22 protein-coding genes and 2 pseudogenes are annotated in these 22133 nt (G+C 71.0%); 4 read left to right on the forward strand and 20 right to left on the reverse strand.

Annotated elements, in window-relative coordinates:
• Positions 1 to 171: 171 nt before the first annotated feature.
• The 3 genes and pseudogenes from ABD357_RS23410 to eccCb all read right to left on the reverse strand — a co-directional run.
• Positions 172 to 741, reverse strand: a complete 570-nt coding sequence (locus ABD357_RS23410) for a hypothetical protein (RefSeq protein ID WP_344392643.1) — start codon at positions 739 to 741, stop codon at positions 172 to 174.
• A gap of 265 nt (positions 742 to 1006) precedes the next feature.
• Positions 1007 to 1378 carry a hypothetical protein gene (locus ABD357_RS23415; protein ID WP_344392645.1) on the reverse strand — a complete coding sequence of 124 codons (372 nt, stop codon included), beginning with the start codon at positions 1376 to 1378 and terminating at the stop codon, positions 1007 to 1009.
• Positions 1363 to 2344, reverse strand: a pseudogene (gene eccCb / locus ABD357_RS23420) (type VII secretion protein EccCb); the annotation flags it as partial. The gene ABD357_RS23415 and the pseudogene eccCb, both read right to left, overlap by 16 nt.
• Positions 2345 to 2783: 439 nt before the next feature.
• On the opposite strand from eccCb, the gene ABD357_RS23425 reads away from it, so the two are divergent.
• Both ABD357_RS23425 and ABD357_RS23430 read left to right on the forward strand, forming a co-directional pair.
• Positions 2784 to 3722 (forward strand): hypothetical protein, encoded by a 939-nt coding sequence (locus ABD357_RS23425; protein WP_344392647.1) that lies wholly within the window; start codon positions 2784 to 2786, stop codon positions 3720 to 3722.
• A gap of 559 nt (positions 3723 to 4281) precedes the next feature.
• Positions 4282 to 4587: a hypothetical protein gene (locus tag ABD357_RS23430; protein ID WP_344392649.1), complete on the forward strand. Its 306-nt coding sequence runs from the start codon at positions 4282 to 4284 to the stop codon at positions 4585 to 4587.
• 24 nt (positions 4588 to 4611) lie between these two features.
• On the opposite strand, the gene ABD357_RS23435 is transcribed toward ABD357_RS23430, so the two are convergent.
• The 4 genes and pseudogenes from ABD357_RS23435 to ABD357_RS23450 form a co-directional block, all read right to left on the reverse strand.
• Positions 4612 to 5031 carry a (2Fe-2S) ferredoxin domain-containing protein gene (locus ABD357_RS23435; RefSeq protein WP_344392650.1) on the reverse strand — a complete coding sequence of 140 codons (420 nt, stop codon included), beginning with the start codon at positions 5029 to 5031 and terminating at the stop codon, positions 4612 to 4614.
• Positions 5028 to 5132: pseudogene (locus tag ABD357_RS23440) on the reverse strand (cation transporter P-type ATPase D); the annotation flags it as partial. The pseudogene ABD357_RS23440 and the gene ABD357_RS23435, both read right to left, overlap by 4 nt.
• A 21-nt stretch (positions 5133 to 5153) precedes the next feature.
• Positions 5154 to 5816, reverse strand: a complete 663-nt coding sequence (locus tag ABD357_RS23445) for a response regulator (protein ID WP_344392653.1) — start codon at positions 5814 to 5816, stop codon at positions 5154 to 5156.
• Positions 5813 to 6955 (reverse strand): sensor histidine kinase, encoded by a 1143-nt coding sequence (locus ABD357_RS23450; protein WP_344392655.1) that lies wholly within the window; start codon positions 6953 to 6955, stop codon positions 5813 to 5815. Before ABD357_RS23450 ends, ABD357_RS23445 begins: the two co-directional genes overlap by 4 nt.
• A 242-nt stretch (positions 6956 to 7197) precedes the next feature.
• On the opposite strand from ABD357_RS23450, the gene ABD357_RS23455 reads away from it, so the two are divergent.
• Complete coding sequence (locus tag ABD357_RS23455) at positions 7198 to 7824, forward strand: hypothetical protein (protein WP_344392657.1); 627 nt, start codon at positions 7198 to 7200, stop codon at positions 7822 to 7824.
• A 335-nt stretch (positions 7825 to 8159) separates the two neighbouring features.
• Here ABD357_RS23455 and ABD357_RS23460 read toward each other — a convergent pair whose 3' ends face one another.
• On the reverse strand, positions 8160 to 8876 hold the full coding sequence (locus ABD357_RS23460) for a methyltransferase domain-containing protein (RefSeq protein WP_344392659.1): 717 nt from the start codon (positions 8874 to 8876) through the stop codon (positions 8160 to 8162).
• A 500-nt stretch (positions 8877 to 9376) separates the two neighbouring features.
• Positions 9377 to 9502: a hypothetical protein gene (locus ABD357_RS23465; RefSeq protein ID WP_344392661.1), complete on the reverse strand. Its 126-nt coding sequence runs from the start codon at positions 9500 to 9502 to the stop codon at positions 9377 to 9379.
• A 113-nt stretch (positions 9503 to 9615) separates the two neighbouring features.
• Between ABD357_RS23465 and ABD357_RS23470 the strand changes: the two genes are divergently transcribed.
• Complete coding sequence (locus ABD357_RS23470) at positions 9616 to 10314, forward strand: phosphatase PAP2 family protein (RefSeq protein WP_344392732.1); 699 nt, start codon at positions 9616 to 9618, stop codon at positions 10312 to 10314.
• 17 nt (positions 10315 to 10331) lie between these two features.
• On the opposite strand, the gene ABD357_RS23475 is transcribed toward ABD357_RS23470, so the two are convergent.
• The 11 genes from ABD357_RS23475 to ABD357_RS23525 all read right to left on the reverse strand — a co-directional run bounded on the left by ABD357_RS23475 (position 10332) and on the right by ABD357_RS23525 (position 22127).
• Positions 10332 to 11636, reverse strand: a complete 1305-nt coding sequence (locus ABD357_RS23475; RefSeq protein WP_344392733.1) for a glutamate-1-semialdehyde 2,1-aminomutase — start codon at positions 11634 to 11636, stop codon at positions 10332 to 10334.
• Between the two features lie 83 nt (positions 11637 to 11719).
• On the reverse strand, positions 11720 to 12271 hold the full coding sequence (locus tag ABD357_RS23480) for a dTDP-4-dehydrorhamnose 3,5-epimerase family protein (protein WP_344392662.1): 552 nt from the start codon (positions 12269 to 12271) through the stop codon (positions 11720 to 11722).
• A complete protein-coding gene (locus ABD357_RS23485) occupies positions 12268 to 13515 on the reverse strand; it encodes a polysaccharide pyruvyl transferase family protein (RefSeq protein ID WP_344392663.1) in 1248 nt (415 codons plus the stop codon). The genes ABD357_RS23480 and ABD357_RS23485 overlap by 4 nt, the downstream gene beginning before the upstream one ends.
• A complete protein-coding gene (locus tag ABD357_RS23490; RefSeq protein WP_344392666.1) occupies positions 13512 to 14486 on the reverse strand; it encodes a glycosyltransferase family 2 protein in 975 nt (324 codons plus the stop codon). The genes ABD357_RS23485 and ABD357_RS23490 overlap by 4 nt, the downstream gene beginning before the upstream one ends.
• On the reverse strand, positions 14483 to 15772 hold the full coding sequence (locus ABD357_RS23495; protein WP_425584970.1) for an MATE family efflux transporter: 1290 nt from the start codon (positions 15770 to 15772) through the stop codon (positions 14483 to 14485). Before ABD357_RS23495 ends, ABD357_RS23490 begins: the two co-directional genes overlap by 4 nt.
• Before the next feature lie 5 nt (positions 15773 to 15777).
• Positions 15778 to 17115, reverse strand: a complete 1338-nt coding sequence (locus ABD357_RS23500) for a DUF4910 domain-containing protein (protein WP_344392668.1) — start codon at positions 17113 to 17115, stop codon at positions 15778 to 15780.
• Positions 17112 to 18137, reverse strand: coding sequence for an NAD-dependent epimerase/dehydratase family protein (locus tag ABD357_RS23505; RefSeq protein WP_344392669.1), 1026 nt, complete (start codon positions 18135 to 18137; stop codon positions 17112 to 17114). The genes ABD357_RS23500 and ABD357_RS23505 overlap by 4 nt, the downstream gene beginning before the upstream one ends.
• A gap of 3 nt (positions 18138 to 18140) precedes the next feature.
• Entirely contained in the window at positions 18141 to 18788 is a 648-nt protein-coding gene (locus ABD357_RS23510) for a PIG-L deacetylase family protein (RefSeq protein WP_344392671.1), read from the reverse strand.
• Positions 18785 to 19621, reverse strand: coding sequence for a sugar phosphate nucleotidyltransferase (locus ABD357_RS23515; RefSeq protein ID WP_344392673.1), 837 nt, complete (start codon positions 19619 to 19621; stop codon positions 18785 to 18787). The genes ABD357_RS23510 and ABD357_RS23515 overlap by 4 nt, the downstream gene beginning before the upstream one ends.
• Entirely contained in the window at positions 19618 to 20853 is a 1236-nt protein-coding gene (locus ABD357_RS23520; RefSeq protein ID WP_344392674.1) for a class I SAM-dependent methyltransferase, read from the reverse strand. The genes ABD357_RS23515 and ABD357_RS23520 overlap by 4 nt, the downstream gene beginning before the upstream one ends.
• Complete coding sequence (locus tag ABD357_RS23525) at positions 20850 to 22127, reverse strand: glycosyltransferase (protein ID WP_344392675.1); 1278 nt, start codon at positions 22125 to 22127, stop codon at positions 20850 to 20852. The genes ABD357_RS23520 and ABD357_RS23525 overlap by 4 nt, the downstream gene beginning before the upstream one ends.
• Positions 22128 to 22133: the final 6 nt, after the last annotated feature.

The raw sequence follows: 22133 nt of genomic DNA on the forward strand, positions 1-22133 counted from the left end.
GCACCCTCACGGAACTCGGCGTCAAACGTCCGCTTCTCAGTTCCCATGAACCTCAACTTCCCCTGCAATCACGGACTCCACGCTACGAGGGGAGGGACACTCGCAGGAATCCCCGAACGAACCTGCTGGCAGCGACTGGCCCGCCACAGGAAATCCCTCGTCAGGCCCGCGTCACGGCGAACGCCGCAGCATGCCCCGGTGTCGGGTGCCCTCGTCGGTGGGCAGGGCCAGGATCTTTTCCGCCGCGGCGATGAATTGTCTGCGCGCATCAGCGAAGGCACTGTCCGCCTGGGCGTTCTGCACGAGGCGGTCGTCCAGATCCAGCCGCATGCGCCAGACGCCCGCCTGCCGGGCCGCCGCCGCATGGACGGCGTCGGCCAGTTCGCCCATAGGAGCGGGGCCGGTGATGGCGACGTTCGTCGCCGCCCGGCGCAGCGCGCCCAGTGCAGCGTCGGTCGACTGCCACAGCTCCCAGTGGGCGTCCTCGCTGCGCCATTCGAGAGCCATGCGGGCCTCGATGGCGGCGTTGATGCTGTGCCGGAACGCCTCACACTGGTCGAGCACGGTCGCGAAGGCGGCGCGTCGCTCGTCGCGCAGGCGGTGCCGGACCTGGAAGGCCTCCTGGTCCCGGGCCTGCCGACGTGAGGCCCTGGCCTGGAGAAGCGGTCCGGTCAGCCCGGCAGCCAAGGTCCCTCCGATACCCAGGGCGGTCGCCCAGATGATCGCGTCGGCTTGGTCCATGCCGCACATCATGCCGCCGCCGCACCCGTCAATGGCCGAACTCGACCGATTGCTATCGGACTTGGATCGCCAATGCCTCGGCGACGCACGCCATGCCGTGGGAACTGGCGAGCCGACCGTCACGGGAAGAACCTGGTGACCCCCCTGTGGACGTCAAACAACGGAGCGCCACGGCACCGGGTGTGGCGCTTGACACAAGCAAGACCGGGTGTGGCTCCCCGTACAAGGAAGGCGGCCGAGTGTGACCGTCACGAACATCCTGCTGTCATCGCACGGCTCCACAGCGCGGTCCGACACCTCTGCAGCGGAGAGGGGCCTCCTGAACGGCAACGGACGGTGGTGAATGCCAGGTGAGGATCTCGATGTCGGTGCCGGCCCTGTCGGCGAGGCGGTCGTGGGTGAAGTCGGCCTGCCAGGTCTCGTTGGGCAATTCGGCCTGGAAGCGGATGTAGGAGGAGCGGGGCCGTTTCCTGGGCGCGGGGAGCACCAGGCCGTGGGCGGTGAGATGGCGGCTGATCGTCGCCCGTGACACGCGCAGGTGATGCTGCTGCAGATGCCAGGCGATGGTCTCCGGCCCGGCGTCCAGGCCTTGTTCGGTCAGCTCCTTGCTGATGCGGACGCCACGAAGAGCTTGCACGCGTTGCCGTCGTAGCGCTCGGTGAGGCGTGTGATGAGGAGCTTGAGCAGGTTGGACTTGCCGGACTCGCTCTCGCCGAAGACGAGGAAGAACGGGTCCTGGTCGAAGTCGACGAACACCGGCCCCAGGTTGTCCTCGTCGAAGGCGAAGGAGATACCGCGGTTCGGGAAACGGTCGCCGGGAGGAAGCTGCGCCGCCGCGAACTCCCTGGGCAGCAGGCGTACTTCGGGCGCGCCCGGCTGCTGCCAGTGGCGGGCGACCTCGGCCGCCAGGGCCGTCGTAGCCTCCGCGAGGTCCGTGTCGGAGGACAGGCCGTCGATGCGCGAGACCGCCGCCATGACGTGCTGCTTCTGCGGGGTCTGGCCGCGGCCGGGTACGCCCGTGGGCACGTTGGCGGCGACGTTGCGGTCGAACTCGGAGTCCATCGGGTCGCCGAGCCGCAGCTCCAGGCGGTTCAACAGGTGGCCCTTCATGTTCGCGCGGACTTCCATGGAGCGCGAAGCGGTGAGGATCACGTGGATGCCGTAACTGAGGCCGCGTGCCGCGATGTCCAGCACGATCGGTTCCAACGCCTCATAGTCCTTACGGAAGTTGGCCCAGCCGTCGATGACGAGGAAGACGTCGCCCCAGGGCTCGTCGGTCACCGAGTTGTCGCCGCGCGCGGCGAGTGCGGAACTCCGCGATCGAGGAGATTCCCGCCGTGCGGAAGTACTCCTCGCGGCGGGTCATCACGCCGTAGACCTATGCCGCCGTACGACGGACCTTCTCGGGGCCGAGACGGGAGGCCACCCCGCCCACGTGCGGCAGGCCGGCCACGGCCGACAGGCCGCCGCCACCGAAGTCCAGTCCGTAGAACTGGACTTCGTGCGGGGTGTGGGTGAGGGCGAAGAAGGAGATGAGGGAGCGCAGCAGGGTCGACTTGCCGGACTGGGGGCCGCCGAGGATCTGCATGTGGTCGGCCGCGCCGCACCGGGCTGCTGGGCCGTAAGTCGGGGCGCGGCTTCCACGAGTACGCGCCCGTCCTCGCCGCTCCCTGAGGACAGAGCTCCTCCGGCAAGGCTCCGAAAAGGCGACCGGACCCGGGATATTTGACTCTGTTGGCGGCGCTCCCAGCCCATGAGGCTGCTCCCAGAAAGCACACCTCGGGTCCAACGGCCCCATACGAGGGGGCATTTCGGATAGCCACAGCCAGATCCCGCCCCTGAATGCCAAGGACCTCTGTAGGTGACACGTGCCAACGCGGCTGTCCGCATCGCGGAGCCGGGAGGCGGATCCGTCCGCCCCCCTCATGCCTGGGGCAGCCGCACCCTCATCGTCACATTCCGCCCCAGCCAGACATATACGAGCCATCAACGTCCTTCCCCCCAACTCCACGGCACCACACGGTGCCCCGAAAGGAAGCCGAATGAGCGCACTTGCAGCCTCCCCTGCCCAGCCGGCCCCATCGCACCGCCGACGGCGCAACCGAACCCTCCTGCTGGTCACCATCGGCATCACCGCGTTATCGGTCCTCGCCTACGTGCTGATCAGGCCCGGCTCCGCGGACGCCGCCGGAGAGGACCTGGAGTACGTCGTGAACGCAGACGGCACGAGCGTCGCCTTCTTCGACCAACTCAACGACTTCGAGGTCCAGATGGACCTCACCGCCCTCAAGCAGGAGACCGGCACAGCGGAAAGGGCCGACGTCGAAGCGGCGTTCGCCGAAGCCAACAAGGTGTCCCAGGAGGTCACCGGCTGGAACCTGGAGAAGGACATCCCGAAGATGAAGACGGAGGCCAAGCGGTTCCGCGACGAGATCGCCGGCGCGGACTTCGGGAGCGTTGACGAGAACAACAGGGTCAAGGACATGACCGTCGCGCTGTTCGAGAACAGCAAGAGCAACCTCGGGGCGGAGTGCCGCGACCGCTGCCTTGCCTCCCCGATCGGCACCGTGGTGGCCCGAACCGTGTTCCTGGGCGCCATCGCGACAATCGGCGCCCTCACCCTGTCGGCTACCGGCGTCGTCGGACTCCCCGCCGCCGGGATCATGGTGGGCATCGTGATGGGCGTCAACCTGCTGATCCTGGGCACGGAGCTCTTCGACCGCCAGCGGGCCAACGCCGATGCCGCCCAGCAGGCCGCGGTGCGGCAGCAGGCCAACCACGCCCTGGTCCAGATGATGACCCTCGGCCGGACCGCCGTGGAGCAGGCCGTCGAGCAGGCCGGCGGCGACCGCAACCGAGTCAACGTCCAGGCAGAGCGCACCGCGAGGGCCGCGGCCGCCCGCCAGAACGGCGGTGACCCCCAGCCCGAGCCCGACCAGGCGTTCATCGACGAGATGGACATGATCCTCGACCAAGTCTGACAGGCCCGCGGATCAGTCCCGCCTCTGTGCCGGCGACCGGCACAGAGGCGGGGCCCTGGCCATTCATGAGTAAACGGGCACACACCCGTCGTCGAGCGGGCAACAGCCTCCCGCCCCGCGGAACCGTCCACCGCATCATCCAGAGGGCTCCGCACTCCGAAATACGGGCACATTCGGTCATGAACTGCATGACGACGAACCTGGCCAGTAGGGGCAATCCCTTTGTCTGGATCTCCTCCGCCCGTCCTGGCCGGGCCAGCGAGGTCACCGCCGCCCGCCACGACCACATCACCAGGCATCTGCGCGAGGCCGACCTCGGCGCCCTGGCCGACCTTGGCTTCGTCGGCCTCGACGACGACCCAGACGATACTCCGGTCATCATCACCGGCAGCCGCAGACGCAGTGACCGTGCTGCCCGAGGACGCGCTGACAGCCGAGGTGGACACGCCGCTGGACGCCGTGGTGCTGTTCAACATGATCATGCACTTCTCGCCGGAGCAGCGGGCTCGGCTCTGGGACAAGTGGGCCCGGCGCACTCCGCCCTGGAGGAGCGCTGATCATGGAGTCGCAACACCCCCAGACGGCGACCGCCATCCCGCCCTCGGTGGTCCCTGGCGGCACGCTGGGACGGTACCGCTACGACACCCTCGCGCGGGCAGACGCCGTGGATGAGGACTTGATCCGCTGGGTGATGACCTACCGGACCTGGCGCGGCGACGAACTGATCCGGGAAGAGGCCGCAGGGTTCGACTGCCATGTCGTCTCCGACGAGACGCTGGCCGCCGAGTTGTCGGCGGTGGGGCTCGAACGACACCCGGCCGCGCCCGAAGGTATCCAGGCATGGCGGCGTCCGCAGGCCCTGTGAGCCTCTTCCCCAGGGTCTCATGCGTCAGCTCTCCACCTGCCCCCGCACGCGGCGGGAGGGAGTGAAGCCGTACAGGTCGAGGATGCCGGGCGGGGTGGCGAGCCCGGGCCCGCCCTGCTCGACCCAGGCGGTGATGTCGACGGCGGCATCGGCGTCGTTGACCAAGCCGAGCCACACGGGCCGGCCGCCCGCCGCGCGGCCGGCGGACGAGGGCTGCACGACGACGACGTTGGCGTGCTCGCAGGCGTCCAGGCAGTCGGTGACGCGGACGGCCGCGGTGCCGTCGAGGGCCCGGCGCAGGCCGCGCAGCTGAGCCGCGTGGTCGAAGCCGGGGATCTTCGGCGTGCCGCAGCAGCACCCCCGGCACACGGTGACCGTGCACCGCGCCGCCCCCGCGGACGGGGCGGAGGCGGCAGCGGCAGTACGGCGGGAACGCTTGCTCACGCTGTGTCCTTTCCGGGACTGGTCCAGGTGGCCTCGCGCAGCACGCGCAGACCGTTGAGGCCGACGATGACGGTGGAGCCCTCGTGTCCGGCGACGCCGAGCTGCGCACACGGCTTCGGGGCTCACAGCAGGCCGAGGTCCCGGGCGCGGAGTGCCGCCTGGGTGCGGTCGCGCAGGGCGAGGCGGGTGAGGATGCGGGAGACGTGGTTTTTGACCGTTCCCTCGCTGAGGTACAGCCGCGTGGCGATCTCGCGGTTGGTGTGGCCCTGCGCCACGAGCCGCAGGATGTCCGTCTCGCGTGGGCTCAGGACGACACTGGGCGCCTCGGTGGGGCGTGGGGTCGGCAGAGCGGCGGTCAGGTGGCGGGCGACGGACGAGTCGAGCTGGGTGACGCCCGCGCGCGCCAGGCGGACCGCGTGTGCGAGTTCCTCGGCCGGCAGGTCCTTCAGCAGGTAGCCGTGGGCACCGGCCCGCAGCGCCTGCACGACGTACTCCTCGTCGTCGAACGTCGTCAGCATCACCACCCTGCACTCCGGCGCCCGCCCGCGCAGGACGGCCACCGCTTCGACCCCGTCCATCTCCGGCATCCGGACATCCATGAGCACGACGTCCGGGCCCAGTTCCAGCGTCTTCGCCACGGCGTCCCGGCCGTCCACGGCCGTGCCGACGACGGCGATGCCCGGCCGGATGGAGAGCAGGGAGGCGATGCCGTCCCGGATCAGCCTCTGGTCGTCCACCACCAGCACCCGTACCGGCGGCGCCGGTTCCTGCTCGTCCACGCTCATCTCTGCCCGCCCTTCCCGCGCGGAACGGTCACCATCAGCCGGGTGCCGGCATCCGGGCCGCTGTCGATGTCCACGCTCCCCGCCACCAGTTGCACCCGTTCCCTCATCCCCAGTAGCCCGAACCCGGTGACGGCCGTGTCCGGTGCGAAGCCCCGGCCGTCATCGGTCACCATCAGCCGCGCACTGTCCTCGGCCAGGCGGACCGCCACCGTCACACGCGTGGCCCGCGCATGGCGGCGCGCGTTGGTCACACCCTCCTGCGCGGCCCGGTACAGGGCGGTCAGTTCGGCCGCGCCATAGCCGTCCTCGTCGCCCGTCACCTCGACGGTGACCACGGGCCGTGCCCCGCCGCTGTGTGCCAGGCCGGCGAGCGCCGCCGAGAGCGTGGGGTGCACCGCCTCGCCGCGCAGTGCGCGGACCGACTGCCGTACGTCGCCGAGCGCGAGCTTCACCGAGTGCCTCGCCTCGTTCAGCGCCTGCTGGGCCGCGCCGGGGTCCAGGGCCCGGAAGTCCGAGGCCATCTCCAACTGCACGGACATCGCGGTGAGATGGTGGCCGAGGCTGTCGTGGATGTCCCGCGCCAGCCGGTTGCGTTCGGTGGTGGCCGACAGTTCGGCCACGCGCGCGGCGTGCTCTTCCAGTTCGCGCCGGGCGCGTTGTTCGCCGACGGCCACGGCGGCCATCGAGAGCGCCAGCACCAGGCCGACGGCGAGCATCAGCAGGTCGGAGACGTGCTCCAGGTCGCGGTACCAGCCGGGAGCGGTCAGCACGTACGAGGTGAGTAGCCCCGCCAGGCAGAGCGCGCCCAGCGCGAGCGCGCATCGGCGGCCGAAGGCGAAGTAGGCGGTGAACGGCAGCAGCACGACCAGCACTTGGGACAGGCCCGAGGCGTCGAGGAGCACCGCCGCGCCGGTCAGAGCGCAGCGAGCCAGCAGCAGCGGCACCCGGGCCGCGGGCCTGCGGCCTCCCGCCGCTTCCAGGGCGAACAGCGCCCCGATCGTGGCGACGAAGCCGACCGTTTGCCGGACAGACGGCCCGGGGCCGTCCCCCAGGCCGGCCGCCGCGTAGTACAGACCGCCCGCGAGCACCGCGCCGTACAGCAGTGGCGCCACCCACCGCACGGGCCCATACGCCGCCATGCGCACCCCCTCACCCGCTGTCGCCAGGCTAAGCCGAACACGACGGCTGTGGGACATCGGCGCGGAAACTCCGGGCGGCTCGAGCCGAACGACACGTGCCGAACGGCCGGAGCCGCACGGGAGATGGTGACTTCCGGCCTCGGATGTACCCGTACTTCACCTCCTGCCGCTGAGCGGCCGCTCTCTACGGTTACGGCCTTGACCCACTGTCAGATCAATCCCGGAGCAATCGGAGTGGCCTCATGTCCTCGCCCATCACCTCATCGACATCGACGTTTCGGGCCGGCGCCCTGTACGGAGCCCTGTGCGGCGCACTGTCCGGCCTGCTGATCGCTCTGCCCGCGATGGTCGAGGCGTTCACCGGGGAGACCGCTGCGACCAGCATCCCGCTCGCCCTCTCCCCGGCGTTCGCTCTGCCGCTGCTCACCGCGCTGCAGCGGTGGCAGAGCCCGGCCACCGGCCGCTTCGGAGAGATCGCGCACACCGTGAACCTCATCGGTCTCGGCCTGTTCGGCTGTGCCGCGTTCGCCTCGAACCTGGTGCTGTTCTACTTCGACGACGACGTCATCGACGACGCGCTGACCGGCCCGACGATCCCTGCCCTCATCGGTTCCGCGGCCGTCTTCGCCGTGGGCTGCGCTCTGTTCGGCACGGCGATGATCCGCGCGCGGGTGTTCCCGAGGATTCCGGTATGGGGCTACGCCGTTGTCGTGCCTCTGTTCGCCTTCCTCACGGCGCTGCCCGACTCCCTGTTCACGAGCGGGCTGCACGTCCTGGTCGGCGGCATCCTGATCTGGCTCTCGGCCGCGCTGTGGCGCATGGCTCAGGACGTAGAACACGCCACGGACCCCACCCGCGTATCCGTCTGAGGCGTCCATATCACTGCCCGGGGCTCCGGGGTGAGGCGGTCCGGGACGGTCACGAGCGCGTCGGGCCGGTAGTGATGGTTGAAGCCTTGCGCTCAGCAAGGCACTACAGGGGTGGCGGGTCGAGGTCCGGGTATGGTCCCGGATCTTGGCCCGATTGCTGCTGCAACTCTCCCCGTGGGTCGTAGTCGTCGTCACCGGCGAAGTGCCGCAGGAACGCGGCCGGGGCGGCCTCGGCCAGCTCGGCACCGCACGCGCTCCGGTCCGTCCGCCGCTTTGCCGAACCTGCGCGCGAGGCAGTCACACGACCTTGTCGATACGCGGACGGCCTCTACGGGTCAAGCCTTCTTTCCGAAGACAAGCACCTCAGTGGAGGCGACGCCCATGGGGGCCAGGAAGCTGGCCTCCAGGCTGCAGTCGAGGGTCGCGAAGAGGTCCACGCATGTCTGGCGAGGCATGGCGGCTGGGTAGGAGCCGTGCCCCGCGCCGCCCTGCGTTGCCCAGGTACGCACCGTGGCCGGATCCAGGCAGGTCTCTGTCATCACGTCAAAGACGATCCGGCCACCGGGTCGCGTCACACGTGCCATCTCGAAGAAGTAGCGGGAGGCGAAGAGGAAGGTCACGGTGTTGAAGACCTTATGGGCCTGAACGAGGTCGACGCTGCCGTCGGGTGTCGAGGCGAGACTGCTTCCTGCGGTCGGTCGGGCGACCACGCCGAAGGTGTCCACCAGGTAGTTGGACCAGGGCGCTGCCGTCTCGTAGATCTCGTAGCGGCCTGGTGAACACTCCTTCAGCGTCTTCTCCAGGTACCGTCCGGACCCGGGGCCGATCTCCAGCACCGTGTCCAGGTGGGCGGTGAAGACGCCGAGATCGCGTAGTTCATCGATGGTGAACTGGGTGGCGCCAGGCGTCCCGTTCATGACCTCGTCGATGTAGTCACCGACCGACAGATCGGCTGCCCGAGCAGCCCGCATCGTTGCCTCGAACGGGATGAAGTCGTCCACTCCACCCCGGTTGTTGTTGGTGCGCACGATGTCGAATCCCGCACGTCCCAAGAACCGCTTGACCCCCGACTTCAATACTGACGTTCCCTGCCTTGCTGGGCTCACCAGACATGCCCCCCCCGGCTCGTCTCCACCCTCAATACCCAAGAGCATATGACCGCGGATGCGGACGCGCAGTGGGACGGCGAACTTGGCACGCGGCAGTGGAGGCCGGTACACGGCGCCGGGGTCTCGCGCCCGATATGCGCCTTCCCAGTAAGGCTGCTTGTCGATCCTTGGTGGCCGGCACGGGAGTCTCGGCCGGCAAGCACCTCGGACTCCGTCGCCCGCGCCCCGGCCCACTGCGCCGGCGCGCTCTCCGCTGTGGCCGGCGCCGCCTGCACTGAGTGGTGACAGGCGGACTTTCCGACGGCGGCGTGCCGCGACCGCATGGTTGGTTAGGGTGGCAAGGAGCGACTGATTGGCTCCCGCGTGGGGCAAGTCAGACACGAAGGGGGGCTCGTTGGTGGGGAGTTGGCGTCGGCAGAAGCCGAAGGCCACGGCGACCGGCGTCAGTGGCGTTGGACCGCTTGGCCGGAGCGGGCCTGGAAGTCGGCCCAGCCCAGTTCGCGCTTGACGTGTTCGCCATCTGGCTCGGCCCAGCCGTACGCAGCCCAGCCCGTACATCTGACGGTCATGAGAGGGGTGTTCGGCTCGACCGCCACCAAGTAGAGGGTCGCGGCGCGGTCGAGTTCGGTGATGAAGTGCGGGCTTCCGCCGGGACCGCATGTCGACCGGACGCGGTGGGCGTGTGACCGGCCGGTCGGCGCCCGCGGTGCTGCCCCCATTGCTGCGCGTGTGGCTCTGGCTGATTGCGGCCCTCGCCGCGCTGGTGGTCGTCGTGCTCGGGGTCCTGTACGCCGGCCACAGCGAGCCCGGCAGACTGGACAGGTGGATCATCCAGCCGACGGCGGACAGTGTGCGGCCGCCGTGGCGGAACGTCGCTCTGGCCACGGACTTCCTGGGGGAGCCCGCAGGAGCGGCGGTGCTGGTCGTGGCCACCGTGACGGGCTGCCTGCTGCTTCGGTGGCCTCGCGCGGCGGTGCTCATCGTCGCCGGTGCCGGCATGACCGTGGCGACGACGACGCTGCTCAAGCCCCTGGTGGGACGCACCATCCACGGCGAGGGCAATCTGTCCTACCCGAGCGGGCACACCGCTTTCCTCACCGCGTTCGCCCTCGTGGTGGCGCTGCTCGCGACCGGCCGGCTCGGCCTCGGCAGGACGGCCGGCACGTCACTCGTGCTCGCCGCGGCGCTGGTCGCCGGCGCCGCCATGGGCTGGGCGCAGGTCGCCCTGAGCGCGCACTACCCGACCGACGTCCTCGGCGGCTGGTGCACCGCGCTGGCGGTGATACCGGCGACCGCGTGGCTGGTCGACCGGATGGCTGACCGGCTGGTTGATCGGATGGCCGATCGGATGGCCGACGCCGGTCGGCGGGAGCATCGCTGACGTTACGTCACGTCAGGTCACGCCAAGCGGCGGAATACGGGCTTCACCGGTCGCCCGGCCAGCCAGGGGGTGGGGTCAGCGGCGTCCAGTGCCTTCCGGTACACCGCACATGCCTGGGCCACAACGTCGACGGTGTGATCGATGTCAGCGTCGCTGAGCGCGCTGCTCACCACGAACGACGGGGCCAGCACTCCGCCCGCGAGGAGCCGGCGCAGGAACAGGGTGCGGTACTGCTGCGACGGCTGCCAGTTCTCGTCGAGGGTGGCGAAAACCAGGTTGCTGGCCCGGCCCCGGACGACGACGTGGTCGCCGACGCCCATGGCGGCCGCGGCGTCGCGGACACCGGCGGCCAGCCGCTCGCCGAGGGCGTGCAGCCGCGCGGTGACGCCCTCCTCGACGTAGGTGGTCTGCACGGCCATCGCGGCGGCCAGCGAGTGCGTTTCCGCGCCGTGCGTGGTGGACAGCAGGAAGACCCGGTCGCCGGAGTGACGCAGCCCGCCCCGCTCCATCAGATCGCGGCGCCCGGCCAGCGCGGAGACCGCGAACCCGTTGCCCAGCGCCTTGCCGAACGTGGAGAGGTCGGGGACGACGCCGTACAGGCCCTGGGCGCCCGCCTCGGACCAGCGAAGGCCGGTGATCATCTCATCGAAGATCAGTATGCAGCCGTGCCGGTCGGCCAGCTCCCGCAGGCGGGCGAGATATCCGGGCGGCGGCTCGGTGTGGGTGGCGGGTTCGAGGATCAGGCAGGCGACCTCGTCCTGGTAGCGGGTCAGCAGCTCCTCCGTGGCGGCCAGGTCCCCGTACGGGAACGCCACGGTGAGCTCGTTGGTCGCCGCCGGAATGCCCGCGGACATCGGCGTGGTGCCGATGAACCAGTCGTCGACGGAAAAGAACGGATGGTCGGCGCAGATGGCCACCCGCGGGCGCCCGGTGGCGGCGCGGGCGAGGCGCACCGCGGCGGTGGTGGCGTCGGAGCCGTTCTTCGCGAACTTCACCATCTCGGCGGTCGGCACCGTGGCCAGGAAGCGTTCCGCGGCTTCGACCTCCACGATGGACGGCCGGACGAAGTTGCTGCCGCGGTCGAGTTCCCGCCGCACCGCCTCGATCACGCGTGGGTGGGCGTGGCCGAGGCTGACCGACCGCAGGCCGGAGCCGTACTCGACGTAGCGGTTGCCGTCGATGTCCCACACATGAGCACCGCGGCCGTGGCTGATGACCGGGGCCAGGTTCTCCGGGTACTGGTCGTCGCCCTTGGCGTAGGTGTGCGCGCCCCCGGGGATCATGGCGTGCAGCCGCTCGTTCGCTGCCCGCGACCGGGGCAGGGGGAACTCCTCGGTCTCCTCGGTCTCTTCCGTGCGTTCGGTGTGCTCGGTGGCTTCGGTGTGTTCGGTGTCCACGCCCACCCTCACTTCTCTCTGTGCTTCAGGACTTCGGCGAGGCTCGGCGCCTCCTGGTCCCGCTTGGACATGGATGTGGCCGGCAGCGGCCAGGGAATGGCGAGCTCCGGGTCGTCGAAGGCGATCGTCACGTCCTCGGCCGGATCGTGCGGGCGGTCGATCCGGTACGAGGTGTCGGCGGTTTTGGTCAGCGCCTGGAAGCCGTGCGCGCACCCCGCCGGGATGTACAGGGTCGTCTGCGTCTCGCCGGACAGCTCGAAGAAGGCCCGGCCCAGGTAGGTCGGCGAGTCCGGCCGCAGGTCCACGACGACGTCGAAGATGCTCCCGTACGAGCACCGCACCAGCTTGGCCTCGCCGGCGCCGGAGCGCAGGTGCAGGCCGCGCAGCACACCCTGGACCGAGCGGGACAGGCTGTCCTGGACGAAGGCGTTCGGGTCGATGCCCACCGAGCGGACCACGTCGGCGTCGAAGGTGCGGCAGAAGAAGCCGCGCTCGTCGGCGTACGGCGTCGGCTCGAACAGGTACGCGCCGGCGATCTCCGGGACTTCGGTCGCTTTCATGGGGCCTCCCGCATGGCGTGGGCGTGGGTGTGGTCGGTCGCCGGGAACAGGGCCGCGGTCAAGGCGGTGAACTGGTGCTTGAGTTGCTGGGCGGTGGCCAGGTTCCGCTCGGCGAGGGTCTGCCGCAGCTGAGCCGATCGCTGCTCCAGCGCCCGGAACTGCTCGAGCAGCCGGTCGGCGTCGACCTCGCGAGCCGGGTGACAGTACGCGGCAAGCCCCATCCGGTCCATGAGTGCGTCGCTCTTCGCCGCATAGCTGAGAGCGAGCGTCGGTGTGCCGGCCTTCAGGGCGCAGACCAGGTTGTGGTAGCGGGTCGCCACCACGGTGTCGGCAGCCGCCGTCTCCTGCATCAGGTCGGCCAGCGAGGCCGCCTCGGCAGCGGTGACCAGCGGCGAGTCCACCGCGTCGAGGATCGCGGCGACCACCGGCGCGTCGCACGCGTCGCCGGTGAGCAGCCGGACCGGCCTGCCGTCCTCGACCAGCGCGCGGACGAAGCGGGTCGTCCCGTCGAGGTAGCGCCGGTGGATCTCCTCGGCCCGGGCGCGGTCGTCGTTGCCGCCGTGGAAGTCCATGACGCCGACGCAGACTTGGCCCGGCGGGCACGGCGGACCCGAGGGCGCGCTCGCCGGCGGCGCCGGCAGGGCGAAGGCGAGGTCCGGGTAGACCTCGTCGCTCGCGGTGTCCACGCCCATCGCCCGCATCGCGTCGCGGGACAGGGCGTCCCGGTACGACCGGTACGTGGCCAGACGTGCCGACCAGCGCACCAGGGTGCGGGTCGGCCGGTTGCCGATCGGGGCGGCGCCGACGCCGACCAGCGCGACCCGGCTCCGTAGCAGTCGGCCGCTCGCGCAGAGCAGGAACAGCGAGTACGGGAATCCCCACGGCCGCAGCGGCAGCGTGGCCTCCAGGACACCCATGCCCGGCACGATCACCACGTCGTGCCGGCGCACCCAGGCGGCGGTGCGGACGGTGTCGACGAGTTTGCCCAGACCCTTCGCCGCGACCGCGCCCGCGCGCGACGCGGTCCGGTACTCCCCGCGGTACCAGTGCAGCCGCGTCGCGGGGATCCCGTACCGGGCCGTGACGACCTCGGGTCCGCCGCACAGCGCGTCCACGACCGCCTCCGGGTGCTCGGCGCGGAGGTAGCCGAGCACGGCCTCGAGCGACCCGTCGTTGCCGAGGTTGCCGGAGCCGAGCAGGCCGAACACCCCGACGCGCACCGGGGTTTCACCCGCGGAGGTCATGTCTGCCTCCCTGCACGATCTGCACGTCCTGCACGACCCTCACGTCCGGCGACGAGGGCGTCGACGGAGACGGTGAGCTTGGCCGGGTCGACCGGGGCGCGGTCCTCGACCCGCTCGCCGGCGCCCGGCCGGGCCCGGCTGGTCATCCAGGCGGCCAGGTGGCGGTAGCACGCGCGCCGGTCGGCCGCGGACAACGGCGCCCGCCGGATCGCCGAGACGAAGCCCCAGACGTACTCGGCGAGCAGCCGGGGCGTCGGGTGCAGCGGGCCCGCCCGGCGCGGGTCCAGGTTGACGCACCGGGAGCGCTTGCCGGGATTCGCCCGCTCGGCGCGGGTGGGGTGGTCGCGGCGGAAGTAGAGCAGCTCCGGCACCTGGTGGAAGGGCCCGTGCAGGCCGATCTCGGCGACGAACGTGCGGTCCGCGTGGTGGTAGCTGTCGTGCGGCTTCACCCGGCGCAGCACCTCGGCCCGCATCACCCCGTAGAAGTCGTCGCCGCCGGGCTCGAACAGCATGCTGCGGAAGCGCTCCGGTGCATGCGGCGAGGCGGTGGCGAGCGTGTACTCGTACGGGACCTTCACCTGGCCGTCCTCGTCGATGACCGCCTGGTCGGCGTGCGCGAGGATCACCTCGGGCCGCTCATCCAGCGCCTCCACGCAGCGCCGCAGCAGGTCGCGGGCGTAAAGGTCGTCGTGCGAGGCCCACTTGAACAGTTCGCCGCGGCACTCGGTGAACACGTAGTTGTGGTTCGGTGCGGCGCCGATGTTCCGGGGCAGCCGGATGTACCGGATGCGGGAGTCCTGCGCGGCGTACTTGCGGCAGATGTCCTGGGTTCCGTCGGCCGAGGCGTTGTCGGAGATGACCAGCTCGAAGTCCTCGTAGGTCTGGCCGAGCAGGGCGTCGAGCGCCTCGGCGAGGTACTCCTCGCCGTTGTACACGGGCAGGCCGATGCTCAGCCGGGGATGGGCGGTCATGACGTCCTCACTTCGGGGATGGGGTTCTTGGGGCGCTCGCGCAGGGCGGAGCGCAGCTGCAGCCACCACGCGGCCGAGCCGCAGACGGTGGCGGCGGCGACGCCCCAGGCCGAGCCGGCCGTGCCGGCCGCGGCCGCGCCGCCGAGCCCGCCGATGACGTAACAGGCGGAGGCGATCAGCTGGCTGCGCAGGCTGCGCCGAGCCGCGCCGAGCGCGCGCAGCCCGGCCGCCGCGCCGGTGCCGAGGCCGGCACCCGCGACGCCGAGCGTGACCGGCACGACGAGGTCCGAGGCAGCGCTCCACACGCCGCCGAGTACGAACTCGCCGCCCCGGTCCGGCACCAGCAGCAGCGCCCCGCCCCAGAGCAGCGCGGCGACGGCCTGTCCGCCGCCAAGGAGGAGGCAGAACTTCCCCAGCCGCTGCGGGGCCCGCCGCAGTACCCGTGCCGCCTCCGCGACGGTGACCAGAGACAGCCCCATCAGCACTGCCGTGAACGGGCCGAGCAGGAGTTCGGCGCCCCGGACCACCCCCACCGCGCTGATGCCGACGATCGCGCCGAGCCCATACGCTCGCAGCTGGCCCGCGCCGCTGTTGCTGACGTTCTCGACCAGGTACCGGTAGCCGAGGTCGCGGTGCGCGCGAAGCCACTCGCGGGCTCCGGTCAGACGGGGCCGGACGCCGGACTGGAAGCAGCCGCACACGGCGGCCACCGCGGCGGATCCGCCCCAGGCGAGCACGAAAGCGGCCACGCTGCCCACGTGGGCCGCCACCACCAGGGCGGGGACGAGCGCGACGCCCCAGACGAGGTCGTTGACGAACGCCTTCCGCCCGGCGCCGGCGGCGAAGAACGCGAACCGCCACGCGTCCTGCAGCAGCAGCCCCGGCAGGACGACGCCGAGGCAGGCGAACGCGGGCCCCGCACGGCCGCCGAGAGCAAGGCCGACCACCAGAGACCCCGCGCCGAGGGCGGCGCCGACGCCGAGCGCAGCACCCGACGACCGGGCCACCGCCCCGCGCCAGGCCGCGTCCGACACGCCGCTGAAGCGCACCATGAGCGGGTCGGTGGCCAGTCCGCGGGAGACGTTGAGCACCACGCCGTAGGTCACCCAGGCAAGGCTGAACACGCCGAACGCGGTCACGCCCAGCGAGCGGGCCACGTAGATGCCCACCACGAAGTTGCCCATGCTGGAGGCCGCTTGGTCGGCCAGTCCCCAGGACAGCCGCCCGACGACGGCCCGCCTGGCGTTCGCCGCCTTCGGACTCGTCCCCTCCCCCTCGGTCGTCACTGCCGTCATGCCTTGATCAGCCCGGCGCCGTGCAGGGCTCCGGCCGCGGCGGCGACGGTGTCGAACGGCAGCCCGGACCGCTCGGCGACGTCCAGCAGACTGTGCTCGCCGTCGGAGAGGTTGAGCACCCAGAGCATGGCCATCTGGGCCTGCTTGGTGTCGCTGCGGCCGCCGAGCGCGTCGTACAACCCGCGTCGGCCCAGCTGTGGTTCGCCGTAGGGGCTGAGGTTGAGGTACCGCCGGTTGCGGTCGAGGACGGCGAATGCCTCGCGGCAGACGGCGAGGGTGTCCGCCATCGCTTCCGGGGAGACGAAGTCCAGGTTGTCCGCCGAGGTGTGGTACTCGGGATAGCCGGCGTACGGGGTCCGGGTGAGCGAGCCCACGCCGAGATCGAACCCGGGTGAGCAGAACTGCCGCTCGTCGTAGCCGTACGGAGTGAACTCGGTGACGTGGTGCGGGCGTTCGGAGGCGGCCAGCACGTGCCGCATTACCCGGTCGATCTCCGCGTCGCCGCGTCTGCTCTGCTTGTACGTCAGTTGGCCCGGGTCGCCGGCGCAGGCCAGCACCAGGCCGTGCTTGACCCTTCCCCGAGCTCTCGGCTCCGCTCGAGCAGGGGATACCCCAATCACCCGCTCCTTGTTGCGGGCCAGCCAGGTGATCGCCCCGATGGTGCCGGGCGCGAAGATGAACCGGTAGGTGTAGTACGGCGTTTGCCGGGCCAGCGCCCGGGCCAGGAACGTCGCCACCGCGATGCCGGCCAGGTTGTCGTTGGCCAGCGACGGGTGGCAGACGTGGCAGGAGACGATCACCTCGTCGGGGACCTGCCCGGGGACCACGTGCTCGGCGTAGGTGAGGTGTCCGTCGGCGAGGGCGGAGTCGATGCGCACCTCGTACTCGCCGTCCGGCATCGCGTCCAGCGTCTCCTGGGCCAGGCAGAACCCCCATTCCGGTTTGTAGTAACTGGTGCGGTACGGCACCCAGTTCGGGTGTTCCGGAAGGGTGTGCAGGTGTTCACGCAGCTCGGCGAGCGGCATGGTCGCGGACACCGGCACGCTGTAGCCGAGCACGTGCAGGCTGGAGTCGGCGAAGTCGACGACCCGGTTGCCGGCAGTGTCGGCGATGTACGCGTCCCGGATGTTCCACTCCTGCGGCACCGTCCAGTCGAGCACCTGGGTCCCGGTCGGTACCTCGTGCACCTGCAGCGGGATGTACTCGCCGACGATCTGCAGGGTGGCGCGCACACCGTCGCCGGTGATGCTCCGGCACAGCGGGTACAGCCGTTCCACCAGCGCGTACATCTCTTCGCCGGGCGTGGTCACCGGCTGGTCGCCGGCCGCGGTCATCGGCGCCACCGCAGGGTCTCGTCGACGGTGCCTGCGTCGGACGCCGCGCGCAGCACGGCGAGGCGGGTGAAGCGTCGCTCGAAGTCCTCACGGGTCAGGCCGAACTTCCCGTAGAGGTCGGCGAGTTCGAGCGCGCCCTGCTTCACCGTCCACTCGCAGTCGAAGCCGGGTATCGCGGCGCGGAACCGGGAGAAGTCCACCCGGTACGACCGTGGATCGGCACCGTGCTCCCCGGTGATCACCACCTTCGCGCCGGACACCGCCTCGGCGACCTGCTCGGCGATCTCGGCGACCGTGACGTTGTTGATCTCGCTGCCGATGTTGAACGCCCGGTCGTGCACCGCTTCGCGCGGCGCCACCAGCGCGGCCGCGAAGGCCCGGGCGATGTCGGCGGCGTGCACCAGCGGGCGCCAGGGGGTGCCGTCGGAGAGCACCAGCACCTCGCCGGACAGGAGCGCGTGGCCCACCAGGTTGTTCAGCACGATGTCGGCGCGCAGCCGGGGCGAGTAGCCGAAGGCGGTGGCGTTGCGCATGAACACGGGCGTGAAGTCGCCGTCGGCCAGCGCGTGCAGGTCGTCCTCCACCCGCACCTTGGACTCGGCGTACGGCGTCACCGGGCGCAGCGGTGCGTCCTCGCCCACCAGGTCGTCGCCGCCCGCGGCGCCGTACACCGAGCAGGTCGACGCGTACAGGAAGCGCCGCACTCCTGCGTCGCGGGCCAGCCGGGCAAGGCGTACGGACGCGTGGTGGTTGATGTCGTAGGTGAGGTCCGGCGCCAGCGATCCCAGCGGGTCGTTGGACAGCGCGGCCAGGTGGATCACGGCGTCCACCCCGGCCACGTGGTCGGCCGTGACGTCGCGCAGGTCCACCCGATGCCCCTGCGGGTCCGCGGGCGTCGGGCCGAGGACGCAGTCGGCGAACAGGCCGGCGTCAAGGCCGACGACTTCGTGTCCGGCGGCCGTGAGGACCGGGGCCATGACGGTGCCCAGGTAGCCCTGGTGTCCGGTCAGCAGTACGCGCAAGGTTCAATCCCCCAGGTTGAGCGTGAGTTTGGTGACTGCGAACGCCTCGGCGTAGCGCTCGTGGCATTCGATGCCGCGGATCCGCGCAAGGCCGAGGAAGGCCTCCCGGTCGTACCAGGGACGGTGCCGCTGCGAGGGGTAGTGCTCCTGCAGCAGGTGCACCTTCTGTTCGGCGATCTGAGGCGACAGCGGCTGGTACGCCGCCGGACGGCCGAGATCGCCGTCCCACTTGACGATCTCGTAGCCGAGGACCAGGTGGTCGCGGAACGCGGTCGGTATCAGTTGCGCCAGGCCGCGGTGGTCCTGGTGCGCGTCATCGGTACGCGGGGCGAGGACCAGATCCGGGTCGGTCCGCTCGCGCAGCTCCTCGACGGCGGACTTGGCCTCCTCCCAGTGCGCGGGCAGCCGCCCGTCCGGCAGCTTGTGCACGGTCAGCCGCAGGTCGGCGCCCGGGCAGAAGGCGGTGAGCGCGGCCGCCTCCTCCTGCTCGCGCTCGCTGCCGCCGCCGGAGAGCACCAGTGCGTCGACACGTACACCCGGCCGCGCGCGGCACAGCGTCAGCAGGGTGCCGCCGGCGCCGATGGCGATGTCGTCGCAGTGCGCGCCCACCGCCACGATCCGGTCCAGGCGCCCGGCCCCGAGCCGGATCACGCTCTCGCTCCGGAGCCGTTGCCGCTGCCGGTGGCACCCTGGAGAGCAGCCCCTGCGCCGTCGCGTTCCCACACGGCCCACGGGCGGTCGCCCCGGGCGTAGGCGGCGTCGAGCGCCGCCCGCTCCTTCACGGTGTCGGTCGGCTTCCAGAAGCCGCGGTGCTGGTGCGCCACCAACCGGCCGCGCTTGGCGAGTTGGGCGCATCCGTCGGCCACCAGGTCCCCGTTCTCCGGGATGTGGTCGAAGACCTCCTGGCGGAGCACGAAGTAGCCGCCGTTCTCCCACAGCGGCAGCTCGCTCACCGCGGTGATGCCCCCCACCAGGCCGTCCTCGCCCAGGTCCACGCAGTGGAACGAGGACTGCGGCGGCACCACCATCATCGACGCACCGGCGTCCCGCTGGGCGAACCGGTCGATCATCTCCGGCAGCGGGGCGTCGGTGAGCACGTCGGCGTAGTTGGCGAGGAACATCTCGTCGCCGTCCAGGTGGTCCCGCACCCGGCGCAGCCGCTCCCCGATCGGCGACTCGATGCCGGTCTGCGCGAACGTGATCGTCCAGTCGGCGATGTCGGCGGACAGCAGCTCGGTCCGCCCGCCCCGCAGCACGAAGTCGTTGGACACCGTCTCCTCGTAGTTGAGGAAGAAGTCCTTGATGTGGTGCGCCCCGTACCCGAGGCACAGGATGAACTCCGTGTGCCCGTAGTACGCGTAATAGCGCATGACGTGCCAGATCAGCGGCCGCGGGCCGACCATCGCCATCGGCTTGGGCATGTCGTCGGAGGTTCCGTTGCGCATGCGCAGCCCATAGCCGCCGCAGAACAGTACGACCTTCATGACTTGACCTCGACAATGCTCAGTTCCGGTATGGGAAAGACAAGTCGGCCGCCCCAGTCGTGGACGAAGGACAGCTGCTCGACCAGCTCGGCCCGCAGGTTCCACGGGAGGACGAGGACGTAGTCCGGTCTGTCGGCGGCTATCTGCTCGGGCGGCAGGATCGGGATGCGGGTGCCCGGGGTGAACCTGCCGTGCTTGTAGGGGTTGCGGTCGACCGTGTACGGGAGCAGGTCGGGCCGGATGCCGCAGTGGTTGAGCAGGGTGTTGCCCTTGCCCGGGGCGCCGTAGCCGACGACCGTCTCGCCGCGCTCGGCCGCCTCGATGAGGAACCGCAGCAGATCCCGGCGCACCTTGGCCACCCGGGCGGAGAACTCGGTGTACCCGGACAGCTCCTGCAGCCCGGCGGCCTTCTCCCGGGCCAGTACATCGGCCACCCGCTGCGTCGGCTCGCCGGCCACCTCGGCCGGCCGGGCCCACAGCCGGATGGAGCCGCCGTGCGTGGGCAGCAACTCGACGTCCACGAGCGTGAGTCCGCCGCTCGCAAGGGCCCGGATCGCGGACGCGACCGTGTAGTACTGGAAGTGCTCGTGGTAGATCGTGTCGTACTGGTTGTCCTCGATCAGGGTCAGCAGGTGCTGCACCTCGATGGAGACCCAGCCGTCGTCGGCGACCAGGGAGCGCAGCCCCCGGGTGAACCCGACCACGTCGGGGATGTGCGCGTACACGTTGTTGGCCACGACCAGGTCCGCCGGGCCGTGCTCGGCGCGGACGGCCGAGCCGGTGTCCGGGTCCAGGAACTCCGTGAGTGTGGGCACACCCGCATCCCGCGCCGCGGCGCCGACGTTCACCGACGGCTCGATGCCGAGGCAGCGGATCCCGCTGTCCACCACGTGCCTCAGCAGGTACCCGTCGTTGCTCGCGACCTCGACCACGAAGGCGTCGGGGCCGAGAGCAAGCCGCTGTACGGCGTCGGCGACGAACCTGCGCGCGTGCTCCACCCAGGAGGTCGAGTACGAGGAGAAGTACGCGTACTCCTTGAACGTCTCCTCCGGCGTGATCAGCGGCGGGATCTGCGCGAGCCAGCAGTTGGTGCAGACCCGCAGATGCAGCGGGTACGCCGGCTCTGGCTGGTCCAGTTGGTCCGCGGCGAGAAAGCTCTCACACGGCGGGGTCGCCCCCAGATCGACGACGCTCGCCAGCGTCGCCGAGCCGCAGAGTCGGCATCGTGTCATCTACTGCCCCCATCCCGCTCGCGCGGGTGCCCCCACCGCGAGCCAGTGTTTCCGTCCCCCAACGGCGGCGGGCTGTCCCCGCCGCCGGACCGACCCGCGATCGCGGTGCGGTACTCATCCACCAGGCGCTCCAGCCCGACATCCGGGCTGAAACTCTGCTCGTAGCGGCGCCGGGCCGCCTGTCCCATCTCCCGGTTGCGGGCCGGCTCGGCCGTGACCCGGCGCAGGCAGGACGCGAGCGAGGCGGGATCGCCCGGCCGGTGCAGCAGCCCGGTCACCCCGTCCTCGACGAGTTCGGTGAAGCCGCCGTGACCGGCGGCGACGGCCGGGACCCCCGCCGCCATCGCCTCCGCGACCACCAGGCCGAACGTCTCCAGGACCATCGAGGGAGCCACCACGGCGACCGACCGCGCGACGGCCTGCCGGCACTGAGCCGGGTCGAGCAGGCCGACGTGGCGCACGTCGTCCCGGCCCGCCGCCCAGGCGGTCACCTCTCGCTCCAGTGGCCCCGCGCCGGCGAGCACGAGAGGCACGCCCACACCGCCGTCCGCGGCGATGTCGTCCCACGCGGCCATGAGCAGCCGTATGCCTTTGGCCTCCGCGAGTCGGCCGAGGAAGAGCACATGCTCGCCGGCGCCCGTTCGGCAGGCGCCCGGCTCTGGTACGAAGTTGTGCTTCACCGTCAGCCGCTCGGCCGGCATGCCGGCCCGGACCAGGACGTCGCGTTGCGCCGCGGAGATGCACAGGAACCGCTCCACGCCGGACCACCACCGCCGCCGGTTGACCGTCAGGCTGATCGCGAGCGGCACCGTCGCGAGGCGGGAGTTCCGGTAACAGCCGTGCCGGACGGCGGGCAGCGACGCCTTCGACCCGACGCAGTCGGTGCACGGCCGGCCATCCCTGTGCAGCGTGCCGGGCGGGCAGACCTGGGTGTAGTTGTGCAGCGTGGCGACGGCGGGCACGCCGGCGTCGGCACAGGCGGCAAGGACCGCGGGCGACAGGAGCGGGAAGACGTTGTGGATGTGCACCACGTCAGGGCGTGAGGTGCGCAGCCGGGCGGCGAGCTCCGCGCGGACCGCCGGGTTCCACGGCACAAGGAGCGGCACCGCGGCCTTGCCGGGGAGGGACCGGCCGGCGATGTCGTCGCTGCGCCGTTCGAACACCTCGACCCGGTGGCCGGCCGCACGCAGCAGCCGCACTTCCTGGTCGACGACCCTGTTCTCCCCGCTCGGCTGCGCCGAGGAGTAGTGGTTGTGCACCACGAGGACATGCATGCTCAA

It is taken from the genome of Streptomyces vastus, from assembly GCF_039532825.1.
GTDB lineage: Bacteria > Actinomycetota > Actinomycetes > Streptomycetales > Streptomycetaceae > Streptomyces > Streptomyces vastus.